Origin of the sequence: Streptomyces sp. NPDC006435, assembly GCF_040612315.1 — a bacterium.
In the GTDB taxonomy this organism is placed as follows: Bacteria; Actinomycetota; Actinomycetes; order Streptomycetales; family Streptomycetaceae; genus Streptomyces.
In genome coordinates this window covers 150022-161521 of record NZ_JBEXPY010000009.1, presented here as the reverse complement: position 1 = coordinate 161521, position 11500 = coordinate 150022, and the positions used below count along the sequence as shown (strand labels likewise).

Sequence of the window (11500 nt, the reverse complement as noted above, 5' to 3'; positions counted from 1 at the left end):
CACAACAAGTCTCGTTGACGTTCTTTGTCCCTTCTCACAGCGCGACGCGACGGGGGCCGGGGGATAACGTCATAGCCATGTCGACTTCCGCGCACTCCCCCGCCGGGCCCGCCGCGCCCGCCGCCGATCAGGCCCGTGACGGGGAGACGGTCACCGACCGCCTCGTCGCGGCGAACACCAGGTACGCCGCCGGGTTCGAGGATCCGGGCATGGACGCGAAGCCGGTGCTGCGCGTCGCCGTGGTCGCCTGCATGGACGCCCGGCTCGACCTGCACGACGCGCTCGGTCTGGCGCTCGGCGACTGCCACACCATCCGCAACGCGGGCGGCGTGGTCACCGACGACGTGATCCGTTCGCTGACCATCAGCCAGCGGGCCCTGGGCACGCGCAGCGTCATACTGATCCACCACACCAACTGCGGTCTGGAGTCGATCACCGAGGAGTTCCGCCAGGAGCTGGAGGTGGAGGTCGGCCAGCGTCCGGTCTGGGCGGTCGAGGCGTACAAGGACGCCGACCAGGACGTGCGGCAGTCGATGCAGCGCGTGCGCACCTCGCCGTTCCTGCTGCACACCGATGACGTCCGCGGCTTCGTCTTCGACGTGACCACCGGTCTGCTGCGCGAGATCCTGCCCGCGGCCTGACCTCCGGCCCCGCCCCTCGCCCTCCCCGGTACCACCCCTCCGGAACCGAAAAATCCCACCGAACCCGGCATACCGCCCCCACTTGTCCACAGGCAAGTGACATGACGCGGCAACGGCAACAAGAATGCCCGTGTGGCATCCCGCCGGACGGTTCCGGAAGGGGTGTCCGTGTTTCGGGGTGGCCGGGCGGTTCCATGCGCGTCGGTCCGTGATTGGGGTACCCCTTGCCCCTCGTGGGCGGGGGCAGGGCCGAGGAGGGCCGGGTGACGACCTATGACGATCGAGCGAGCCTCACAGATCTGACCACGACCGCGGAGCGGGTGCGCAGGTCGGTGGAGCGGGTGATCGAGGGCAAGCCCGAGGTCGTACGGCTTTCGCTGACCGTACTGCTGGCGGAGGGGCATCTCCTCATAGAGGACGTCCCCGGAGTCGGCAAGACGATGCTGGCCAAGGCACTGGCGCGATCCATCGACTGCTCGGTGCGGCGCATCCAGTTCACGCCGGACCTGCTGCCCTCGGACATCACCGGGGTGTCGGTCTTCGACCAGCAGCGGCGCGACTTCGAGTTCAAGCCGGGCGCGATCTTCGCCCAGATCGTGATCGGCGACGAGATCAACCGGGCCTCGCCGAAGACCCAGTCGGCGCTGCTGGAGTCGATGGAGGAGCGCCAGGTCACCATCGACGGGCACAGCTACGAGCTGCCCGATCCGTTCATGGTGGTGGCCACCCAGAACCCGGTGGAGATGGAGGGCACCTATCCGCTGCCCGAGGCCCAGCGCGACCGGTTCATGGCGCGGGTGTCGATCGGCTACCCGAACGCGGACGCCGAACTGCGGATGCTCGACGTGCACGGTGCCGTCTCGCCGCTCGACGACCTGCAGCCGGTGGCGCACGCGCACGACATCGTGAAGCTGATCGACGCGGTGCGTACGGTGCACGTCGCCGACGCCGTGCGGCGGTACGCGGTGGAGCTCGTCGGGGCCACCCGAAGCCATCCCGACCTCCGGCTCGGCGCCTCGCCGCGGGCCACGCTGCACCTGCTGCGCGCCGCGAAGGCGTCCGCGGCGCTGGACGGCCGGGACTACTGCCTGCCGGACGACGTGCAGGCGCTGGCGGTCGCGGTGCTCGCGCACCGTCTGCTGCCGACGGCCCAGGCCCAGCTGAACCGCCGCACCTCCGAGCAGGTCGTGCAGGAGATCCTCCAGCGGACACCGGTCCCGACCGCCGCCGGCGGCGTCCAGACGCAGCCCCATCACCAGCAGGGGCCCCCGGTGTACGGCCGGCAGCCCGGCGCACGGCGGGTGTGATGGCCGCCGGGGGGCCGCCCGCGAGGGACGACGGCGACGACAGGGGCGCGCTGCGGGCGGCCCTGAGCGGGCTGACCACGCGCGGGAGGTCCTTCCTCGCGGCCGGTGTCGCCGCGGCGGTCTGCGCGTACGTGCTGGGACAGGGGGACCTGCTGCGGGTCGGGCTGCTGCTCGCCGTGCTGCCGCTGGTCTGTGTGGTGGTGCTGGTCCGCACCCGGTACCGGGTGGCGGGCACCCGGCGGCTCTCGCCGTCCCGGGTTCCGGCGGGCACGGAGGCGCGGGTCCATCTGCGGATGGAGAACGTGTCGCGGATACCGACGGGGCTGCTGATGCTCCAGGACCGGGTGCCCTACGTGCTCGGGCCCCGGCCCCGGTTCGTACTGGACCGGGTGGAGGCCGGCGGCCACCGCGAGGTGTCCTACCGGGTGCGGTCGGACCTGCGCGGGCGCTATCCGCTCGGGCCGCTCCAGCTGCGGCTGAGCGATCCGTTCGGGATGTGCGAGCTGACCCGCTCGTTCAGCGCGTACGACACCCTCGTCGTCATTCCGCGGACCGAGCCGCTGCCGCCGGTGCGGCTGGCCGGCGAGGCCCCGGGGTACGGCGAGGGGCGGCAGCGCTCGCTGGCTCTGGCCGGTGACGACGACGTGATCCCGCGCGGTTACCGGCACGGCGACGACCTGCGCCGGGTCCACTGGCGTTCCACGGCGCGCTACGGCGAGCTCATGGTGCGCCGCGAGGAACAGCCGCAGCGGTCCAGGTGCACGGTGCTGCTGGACACCCGGCGGATCGCCTACCGGGGGGCGGGGCCCGATTCCGCCTTCGAGTGGGCGGTGTCCGGGGCCGCGTCCGCGCTGGTGCACATGCTGGAGCGCGGCTTCGCCGTCCGGCTGCTGACCGATGACGGCACCACGGTTCCCGGCGAGGGCGCGGGCGGTTTCGCCGGTTCGACGCAGGAGTCCGCCGACTCGGCGGGGCTGATGATGGACACCCTGGCGGTGGTCGGCCATTCGGACGGCAGCGGCCTGTCCCGCGCGTACGACGTGCTGCGCGGCGGCAACGAGGGGCTGCTGGTCGCGTTCTTCGGCGACCTCGACGAGGAGCAGGTGGCGGTGGCGGCGCGGATGCGGCAGCGCAGCGGCGGCGCCGTGGCGTTCGTCCTGGCCGGTGCGGCCTGGGCGCAGGGCGACGCCCCGGCCCCCGGGGCGGAGTCGGCGTCCGAGGAACGGCTGCGACTGCTGCGGGAGTCGGGCTGGACGGCGGTCCCGGTGACGCCCGGGACCGGTCTCGCCGAATACTGGCGGCAGGCGGGGCACCAGGGCGTGACGGCGGAGTCCGTCGGCGGCACGGGTGGTACGACGGGTTTCTCCGGGGGATGGTCATGAGCGGTCGTGGTCGGCTGGCGCTGTGCGCCTTCGTGGCGACGCTGGCGGCGGCGACCTCGATGCTGCCGCTGGTCGAGCCGGCGAGCTGGATCCTGCAGGCGGCCTTCCTGCTGGCGGTCCAGAGCGGGACGGGCGCACTCGTCCGCCGGGCGCCCGTGCCCCGTGCGGTGATCGTCGCGGCACAGGCGCTGGTCATGCTGGTCCTGCTGACCGTGGTGTTCGCCAGGGGGCAGGCCCCGGCCGGTGTGCTGCCGGGTCCGGAGGTGCTCCAGCGGCTGGCGGAGCTGCTGACGGCGGGCGCCGAGGACGTCGGCAGATACGCCGCTCCGGCGCCCGTGACGGACGGCATCCGGTTGATGCTGGTCGGCGGTGTGCTGCTGGTCGGCCTGGTCGTGGACGCCCTCGCGGTGACCTTCCGCAGCGCGGCCCCGGCCGGTCTGCCGCTGCTCGCGCTGTACTCGGTCGCCGCCGGGCTGTCCGAGGGCGGGGCCGGCTGGCTCTGGTTCCTGCTGGCGGCCGGTGGCTATCTGCTGCTCCTGCTGGCGGAGGGCCGGGACCGGCTCTCGCAGTGGGGGCGGGTCTTCAGCGGCGCGACCTCCGGGGCCCCTCGTGGCCCCGCGGTCGGCGCGGCGCTCTCGGGCGGCCGCCCGACGGCCCCGGTCCGGACCGGGCACCGCATCGGCGCGCTGGCCCTGGGCGTCTCGCTGGTCGTACCGGCGGCATTGCCCGCGCTCGACGGCGGCCTGCTGAGCGAGCGGAACGGCGGCGGGGGCGGCCAGGGGGGCGGCGGCACCATCTCCGCGGTGAACCCCCTGGTCTCGCTGCAGAACAACCTGAACCAGCCGGAGAACCGGCAGGTGCTGTCCTACCGCACCAACTCCAACGATCCGCAGGGCTTCTACCTGCGCATCCTCGCCCTGGACCAGTTCAACGGCGACGAGTGGCGGCCCTCCACGCGCCGTCTGAGCGACGTGCCCCAGCGGCTCCCGCAGCCGAACGGCCTCGGCCCGGACGTCAAGGTCACGGAGATCCGGTCGAACATCTCCTCGTCCCGTTCCTACCGGCAGACCTATCTGCCGCTCCCCTACCCCGCGACCGAGGTCGAGATCGGCGGGCGCTGGCGGTACGAGCCGACGGGGCGGACGCTCGTCGGCGACGGCGGGCAGACGACCGGCGGTGCGCAGTACGAGGTCTCCAGCCTGGTGGTGCAGCCGACCGCCGACCAGCTCGCCTCGGCGGGCCCCGCCCCAGCCGCCCTGCAGCGTGAGTACACCCGGGTGCCCGACTCCCTGCCGAAGGTGGTCGGGAAGACCGCGACCGAGGTGACCGAGGGCGCCGCCAACGACTACGAGCGGGCGGTGAAGCTGCAGAACTACTTCGCGTCGAACGGCGGCTTCGTCTACAACACCTCGGTGAGCTCGGGCACCGGGAGCGCGGCGATCGGCCGCTTCCTCAAGGAGAAGCAGGGCTTCTGCGTCCACTTCTCCTTCACGATGGCCGCGATGTCGCGGACGCTGGGCATCCCGGCCCGGGTCGCGGTGGGCTTCGCCCCCGGCACGGAGCAGGCGAACGGTTCGGTCTCGGTGGGGCTGCGCGACGCGCACGCCTGGCCCGAGCTGTACTTCGAGGGCATCGGGTGGACCCGTTTCGAGCCGACCCCGACGCGGGGCAGCGTGCCGACGTACACCCAGGAGGAGGCCCCCGAGGGCGACGCGAGCGACCCGGCCGTGCCGGAGGAGAACGCCTCGGCCGCCCCGACGGCCGTCCCTGCCGCCCCGGACGACTGCCCGGCGCAGATGCGCAAGCAGGGCGAGTGCGGCGACACGACGGCGCAGGGACCGGTGACCCCGACGGATTCCGGTACGCCGACGGGCACCGTCGTCGGTCTGTCCCTGCTCGCCGTGGTGATCCTCGTGCTGCCCCTCCTGCCGATGCTCTGGCGGCTCAGGACGCGTCGACGCAGGCTGGCCCCGCCCGCCGGGCGGACGCCGGCCCGGGAACGGGCCGCGCCGGTGTCGGCCGACGGGCGGGCCGTACCGTCGGACTCGCGGTCCGCAGCCACCGGCCCGGACCGGGCACCGGGCAGCACGTGGACCCCCGCCCAAGCGGATGCGGCGGACACGACGGCCAGGACGCTGGCGGCCTGGCGGGAGATCACCGACACCGCCTGGGACCACGGCATCGAACCGGACGACTCCCGGACCCCGCGCAAGGCGGCGGTGCGGATGGTGCGGCTGGGGCGGCTCGAATTCGACGCGGCGGACGCGGTGCACCGGGTGGCCGGGGCGGTCGAGCAGGTCCTCTACGCCCCGGAGCCCCGCCCGGCCACCGGCCTGTCCGAGGACGTGGAGACGGTACGGGCCGGTCTGCGGGCGTCCGTCGGCCGGGGCGCCCGGATCCGGGCGGTCGTGGCACCGCGCTCGGCCGTTCGGGTGATCTGGGCGGCCTCGGCCCGCTGGGCGGCGTTCACCGGCCGGTGCTCGGCGCTGTGGGGCCGGCTCCACTGGCCGCTGCGGCCGCTGCGGCGCCCGTTCCGCCCACAGGGATGAGGCCGCGGCCTGCGGGCCGCCGGAAGGGACGGCCGGAAGTCCGGTCCCCGCCCGGCGGCCCGCAGGACCGGCCCGAAGCCGGACGGCGCACCGACAAGAACGGCGTCGGCACCGCATGCGCCACAGACACGGCACGGCACGGCACGACAGCACCGGGACGGGACCGCGCAGGCACCGGACGGGGCTGTGCGTCGGCACGGCGACCCGGCACGCGTTCACCGGCCGGTGCGCCGCAGGGGCGGGTTTCCGTGCTCCTCGGCAGGTCCGGACAGGACTGAGGGGCGGCCGCGAAGTCGCGGCCGCCCCTCAGTCCAGGAGTGTTCGAGGGCTACTGGCCCTGCTCGTCACGGCGGCGCTGCCACCGCTGCTCGATGCGGTTCATCACGGTCCGGCGCTGCCTCGGGTGGTGACGGCCGCCACCACCGTTCGCCGGATGCTCGCCCGGCTTGGGCGCCTTGCGCCAGCCGGTGACCGCGAGGACCGCGCAGCCCAGCATGACGAGGAATCCCACCACGCTGATCCAGATCAGCTGAGCGACCATTCCGGACATGAGGAGCGCGATACCCACCAGGAAGCCTGCGACCGCCTGATAGACCCGTCGCCGGGTGTACGTACGCAGCCCGCTTCCCTCGAGCGCTGTCGCGAACTTGGGATCTTCGGCGTACAGCGCTCGCTCCATTTGCTCGAGCATTCGCTGCTCGTGCTCCGAGAGCGGCACGGAGTCCTCCTCGTCGTCGGCCGCGGGGGGCGGCCGGTATGCGGCCCTTCCAGGATAGGCAGGGATTCGCCCCCGTGAAACCCGCCTTCATTGCCCATCAGCCAGTCCGGGCCGCCACGACGGCTCGGCTGCTGAGGCGTTGATTCCCCGACCTCCGATCCGTCATGCCGGATGGTGTCCCCCGATCATACGGGGCGAAGCCCCCGATCGGGGGGTCCGGGGCGTACTCCGTCTGCCGCTGCGCCGCTGATCAGCCATGCCGCGGCCCCGGACGGCCGTCGGACCGGCTCGCGCTCAGGCCCGCTTCGTGCCCAGAACGTGCAGCTGCGTCGCGACCGAGTGGAAGGCGGGCAGCTCCGCCGCCGCGGCCTCCAGCTTGAGCAGCGCCTCCATCGCGCCGGGCTCGGTGTCCACCAGGACGCCGGGCACGAGGTCCGCGAAGACCCGCACCCCGTGGACCGCGCCGACCTCGACGCCGGCCCCGGACACCAGCTCGGTGAGCTGCTCCGCGGTGTAGCGCCGGGGCACCGGGTCCCCCTCGCCCCAGCGGCCCGCCGGGTCGCCGAGCGCCTGCCGGGCCTCCGTGAAGTGGCCGGCGAGCGCCCGTGCCAGGACCGCGCCGCCGAGCCCGGCGGCGAGCAGGCTGAGCGCTCCGGCCGGCCGGAGCGCGTCCACCGCGTTGCGCACCCCCTCGGCGGGGTCGTCCACGTACTCCAGGACGCCGTGGCACAGCACCGCGTCGTAACCGCCGCGCTCGGCCACCTCGAACAGGCCGTGGATGTCGCCCTGCACACCACGGACCCGGTCGGCGACCCCGGCCTCGGCGGCCCGGCGCTCCAGTGCGAAGAGCGCGTTGGGGCTGGGGTCGACGACGGTGACGCGGTGGCCGAGGCGGGCGACCGGCACGGCGAAGTTCCCGGTGCCGCCGCCGGTGTCCAGGACGTCCAGGACGTCCCTGCCGGTCGCCTTGACCCGGAGATCGAGGGCGTCCTTGAGTACGTCCCAGACCACAGCGGTACGGAGGGAGGCGCGGGGGCGCAGCTGGTCCGACACGGCAGATGACTCCTCGGCACGGTGCCGCCACTGACGGCGGGAGCGTGAACAGTGCAGGTGGTACGAGTGCTGTCCACCCTATTGCCTCGCGCCGCCGGTGCCGTCATCCCGCGTCCGGCCGCCCCACCGGCCCGCAGCGGAGCTCCCGCCGCCCCGGGCCGGTCCGCTCCCCCGCCCGTACCGGACCGGCCGCCGCCCCGGACCGGGCCGAGGTTCCCCGTCCCGGCCCGGGGCGCCCGTCACGCCGTGTCGGGCCGCTCCCTACGGGACTGCGGGAGCACCGGCTGGAGCACCAGCAGCCGCTCGACCAGGCGCAGGAACATCGCCACGTCGCGCAGCAGGTCGTCGGCGTCCCGACGGCTGGCGGCGCCCGGGATCCCGGCCTCCGCACGGGCCCTGCGGGCGGCGCCGGAGGCGAACAGCGCGCTCCACTCGGTCAGCTCCGGGGCTATCTCGGGGAGGACCTCCCAGGCGCTGCGGATGCGCTCCCGACGACGCCGGGACGTCTCCGGGCGGCCCCGCGCGGCCAGCACGGCGGCCGCGGTCCGCAGCGCGGCGAGGTGGGCGGTGGCGTACCGCTCGTTCGGCACATCGAGAACGGCTGCCTCGTCGAGGCCGGCGCGGGCCTGGGCGAGCAGATCGAGAGCGGCGGGCGGGGCGGTGGTGCGTCGCAGGACGGGGTGGACATCGCTTGCCGGACCGGTCAGTGAGGGGGCAGGGCCGTCTGCGCGGCGCCGGGGTGCGGCTGCTGCGGACGAGTGGGCCATGACGAAACCTCCTGTCTCGTGTAACGACTCCGTGGCCGTATGCATCCATCGTGAGGGGCACCACTGACAGTCCCCGTCAGGACCGCGTTGACCTGTGCTTTTGCCTCGATCGCGAGTTCGGGCTACCTTTTTGCACTGACTGGTCAGTTCAAAATCAGGGGAGGGTCAGTGGACAGCCCGCACGGGGCAGCCGTCACTGCCGGGAATCTCGGGCTCAAGGGGCCGCGCGGCTGGGCCTTCCGCGGCGTGGACGTCGAGGCCCGGCCCGGCTCGCTGGTGGCGATCGAGGGCCCCTCCGGCTCCGGCCGCACCTGCCTGCTGCTCGCCCTCACCGGCCGGATGCGCCCCACCGAGGGCCACGCGGAGGTCGGCGGACTGCGCCTGCCGCGCAAGATGGCGGCGGTGCGCCGCGTCTGTGCCCTGGGCCCGGTGCCCGGCGTCAGCGAGCTCGACCCGGCCTTCACCGTCGCCGAGCACCTGCGCGAGCGGGCCCTGCTCCAGCGCCGCTACGGCGGTTCGCTGCGCGCCCTGCTGCGCCCGCGCGCCGAGCGGATCGCCACCGCGCAGGAGCGGATCGACACGGCGCTGGCCGCCGCGGGGCTCGACCCGGCCACCCTGCCCAAGGCCGAGCGGACCTCCGTACGGGATCTGGAGCGGCTGGAGGCGCTGCGGCTCTCCGTCGCACTGGCGCTGATCGGCGGCCCCCGGCTGCTCGCGGTGGACGACACCGACCTCAAGCTCTCCGACTCCGAGCGCGCCGAGGCGTGGGAGCTGCTGCGGTCCGTCGCGGTCGACGGCACGACCGTGCTCGCCGTCTGCAGCCAGGCCCCCGAGGGTGCCCTCACCCTGCGCACCGGCACCGACAGCGAGAACGACACGAACGGCAACGGCGCGAAGAGCCCGGCCGGCGACACGGACGGCACGAAGGACACGGCCGGCACGGCCGACGGAACCACGACCGGGAAGGGGACGGCCGATGCGTTCGCCGAGACTGGCCGCGCTTGAGCTCAAGCGCTTCGGCAGGGGAAAGCTGCCGCGCGCCGCACTGGTCGCGCTCCTGCTCCTGCCGCTGCTCTACGGCGCCCTGTACCTGTGGTCCTTCTGGGACCCGTACGGGCGCCTCGACCGGATCCCCGTCGCGCTGGTCAACGACGACAAGGGCGCCACCGCGGCCGGGAAGCGCATCACGGCCGGTGACGAGATCACCGGCAAGCTCCTCGACTCCAAGGTGTTCGACTGGCACGAGGTGAGTTCCGCCGAGGCCGCCGAGGGCGTCGAGGACGGCACGTACTACCTCTCGCTCACCATGCCCTCGGACTTCAGCGAGCGGATCGCGTCCAGCTCGGGCGACTCCCCCGAGACCGGCGCGCTCCAGGTGCGCACCAACGACGCCAACAACTACATCGTGGGGCAGATCTCCCGGACGGTGTTCTCCGAGGTGCGCACCGCCGCGTCGACCAACGCCTCGCGCGGCTTCCTCGACCGGATCTTCATCAACTTCTCCGACCTCCACGACGCGACGGAGAAGGCCGCCAAGGGCGCCGACGACCTCAAGGGCGGCATCGGCAGAGCGAAGAAGGGCTCGCAGGACCTCGCGGACGGGCTGAAGGACGCCAAGGCCGGCAGCGGCCGGCTGGCCGGCGGCATCGTCAGGCTGAACAAGGGCGCGGGCGACCTGGAGACCGGCTCCCGCCAGGTGGCCGAGGGCACCCAGCAGCTCGCCGACAAGGTGAACGGGGTGGCGGCCGACGTCCGTCCGTTCCTGAAGGACAACGGCAAGTCGATCGGCGACACCGCCCGGCTGGTCGCCGACTCCTCGCAGGCCGTGCGGGACAACCTCGACCTGCTCGTGAAGACCGCCCCCACCGCGGCCACCGCCGCCCGCACGGCCTCCGACGAACTGGCCGGGCTCTACCGCACCAGCTGCGCCCAGGAGCAGGACGCCGACCCCGACGTCTGCCCGCCGCTGAAGCGCGCCACGACCGCCGCGGCCGACGTCGCGAAGGTCGCCGACGACGTGAACGTACTGGTCACGAACCAGAACGGGGACCTGAAGAAGCTGCGCGCCCAGCTGACCACGCTCCAGCGTCAGGCCGAGGACCTGGCCGAGCACGCACCGCGCCTGGACGAGGACCTGGAGTCCGCCGTCAAGAAGGTCAACGCGCTGAACACCGGCGCGCACAAGGTCGCCAAGGGGGCGAACGACCTGCACACCGGCCTCACCACGGCCCGGACCGGCTCCGCCGACCTGGACACCGGGGTGAGCGACCTCAGGAAGGGCGCGGTGAACCTGGACAGCGGGCTGATCCGGCTCGGCGACGGCTCGACCACCCTCGCCGAGGGGCTCAACGACGGCGTCGGCAAAATCCCCGACTACGACAAGAAGGACCGCGACGCCCGTACGGGAGTCATGGCCGACCCGGTGCAGCTGGCCTCCGAGTCGCTGCACAAGGCCCCCAACTACGGCACCGGTTTCGCCCCGTACTTCATCCCGCTCTCCCTGTGGGTCGGCGCGATGGTGGCGTACATGCTGATCCAGCCGCTCAACCGGCGGGCGCTCGCCGCCGGGGCCTCCGCCTGGCGGATCGCCTTCGCGGGCTGGCTGCCGGTGGCCGCGATCGGGCTGCTCCAGGTGGCCGCCCTGATGGCCGTACTGCACTGGGGACTGGGGCTGCAGATGACCCGGGCCGCCGGGACGATCGCCTTCCTGGCCCTGGTGACCTGCTGCTTCGCGGCGATCGTGCAGTGGCTGAACGCCCGGTTCGGCGCCGCGGGACGCATCCTCGTCCTGGCCGTGCTGATGCTCCAGCTGACCTCGGCCGGCGGGACGTACCCCGTCCAGACCAGTCCGGGCTTCTTCAACGCGATCCACCCCTACCTGCCGATGAGTTACATCGTCGAGGGGCTGCGCCGGCTGATCACCGGTGGCGGGCTCGGCCCGGTCTGGCAGGGCAGCGCGGTGCTGCTGGCCTTCACGGCGGGGGCGCTCGCCCTCACCGCGGTCGCCGCACGCCGCAAGCAGGTATGGACCCTGGACCGGCTCCACCCGGAACTGAGCCTGTGAGCGCGCCGGGACCTGTGAG

Annotated in this window: 9 protein-coding genes; 6 read left to right on the top strand and 3 right to left on the bottom strand. The window is 73.5% G+C overall.

All coding sequences use genetic code 11. The annotated features are described in order from the left end of the window. Window positions 1-77: 77 nt before the first annotated feature. From ABZZ04_RS12970 to ABZZ04_RS12955, 4 genes are all read left to right on the top strand, one after another. Window positions 78-641, top strand: coding sequence for a carbonic anhydrase (locus ABZZ04_RS12970; RefSeq protein ID WP_283851164.1), 564 nt, complete (start codon window positions 78-80; stop codon window positions 639-641). A gap of 263 nt (window positions 642-904) precedes the next feature. After that, on the top strand, window positions 905-1948 hold the full coding sequence (locus ABZZ04_RS12965) for a MoxR family ATPase (RefSeq protein ID WP_356932250.1): 1044 nt from the start codon (window positions 905-907) through the stop codon (window positions 1946-1948). After that, the gene (locus tag ABZZ04_RS12960; RefSeq protein ID WP_356932249.1) at window positions 1948-3330 is read left to right on the top strand and encodes a DUF58 domain-containing protein; all 1383 of its coding nucleotides are present in this window, start codon (window positions 1948-1950) and stop codon (window positions 3328-3330) included. The genes ABZZ04_RS12965 and ABZZ04_RS12960 overlap by 1 nt, the downstream gene beginning before the upstream one ends. Next, window positions 3327-5879, top strand: coding sequence for a DUF3488 and transglutaminase-like domain-containing protein (locus ABZZ04_RS12955; RefSeq protein WP_356932248.1), 2553 nt, complete (start codon window positions 3327-3329; stop codon window positions 5877-5879). The genes ABZZ04_RS12960 and ABZZ04_RS12955 overlap by 4 nt, the downstream gene beginning before the upstream one ends. Window positions 5880-6207: 328 nt before the next feature. Here ABZZ04_RS12955 and ABZZ04_RS12950 read toward each other — a convergent pair whose 3' ends face one another. The 3 genes from ABZZ04_RS12950 to ABZZ04_RS12940 all read right to left on the bottom strand — a co-directional run bounded on the left by ABZZ04_RS12950 (window position 6208) and on the right by ABZZ04_RS12940 (window position 8417). Further along, a complete protein-coding gene (locus ABZZ04_RS12950; RefSeq protein WP_356932247.1) occupies window positions 6208-6597 on the bottom strand; it encodes a DUF3040 domain-containing protein in 390 nt (129 codons plus the stop codon). A gap of 294 nt (window positions 6598-6891) precedes the next feature. Further along, window positions 6892-7650, bottom strand: coding sequence for a methyltransferase (locus ABZZ04_RS12945; RefSeq protein ID WP_356932246.1), 759 nt, complete (start codon window positions 7648-7650; stop codon window positions 6892-6894). Between the two features lie 239 nt (window positions 7651-7889). Further along, window positions 7890-8417 (bottom strand): SAV_6107 family HEPN domain-containing protein, encoded by a 528-nt coding sequence (locus ABZZ04_RS12940; RefSeq protein ID WP_356932245.1) that lies wholly within the window; start codon window positions 8415-8417, stop codon window positions 7890-7892. Between the two features lie 168 nt (window positions 8418-8585). Here ABZZ04_RS12940 and ABZZ04_RS12935 point away from each other — a divergent pair, with 168 nt between their 5' ends. Further along, on the top strand, window positions 8586-9422 hold the full coding sequence (locus ABZZ04_RS12935; protein ID WP_356932244.1) for an ATP-binding cassette domain-containing protein: 837 nt from the start codon (window positions 8586-8588) through the stop codon (window positions 9420-9422). After that, entirely contained in the window at window positions 9394-11481 is a 2088-nt protein-coding gene (locus ABZZ04_RS12930) for a YhgE/Pip domain-containing protein (RefSeq protein ID WP_356932243.1), read from the top strand. Before ABZZ04_RS12935 ends, ABZZ04_RS12930 begins: the two co-directional genes overlap by 29 nt. The last annotated feature ends 19 nt before the right edge of the window (window positions 11482-11500 follow it).

Coding starts and splice junctions, on each gene's coding strand:
- ABZZ04_RS12970 (WP_283851164.1), top strand. CDS start 78: ATGTCGACTTCCGCGCACTCCCCCGCCGGGCCCGCCGCGCCCGCCGCC.
- ABZZ04_RS12960 (WP_356932249.1), top strand. CDS start 1,948: ATGGCCGCCGGGGGGCCGCCCGCGAGGGACGACGGCGACGACAGGGGC.
- ABZZ04_RS12955 (WP_356932248.1), top strand. CDS start 3,327: ATGAGCGGTCGTGGTCGGCTGGCGCTGTGCGCCTTCGTGGCGACGCTG.
- ABZZ04_RS12940 (WP_356932245.1), bottom strand. CDS start 8,417: ATGGCCCACTCGTCCGCAGCAGCCGCACCCCGGCGCCGCGCAGACGGC.
- ABZZ04_RS12930 (WP_356932243.1), top strand. CDS start 9,394: ATGCGTTCGCCGAGACTGGCCGCGCTTGAGCTCAAGCGCTTCGGCAGG.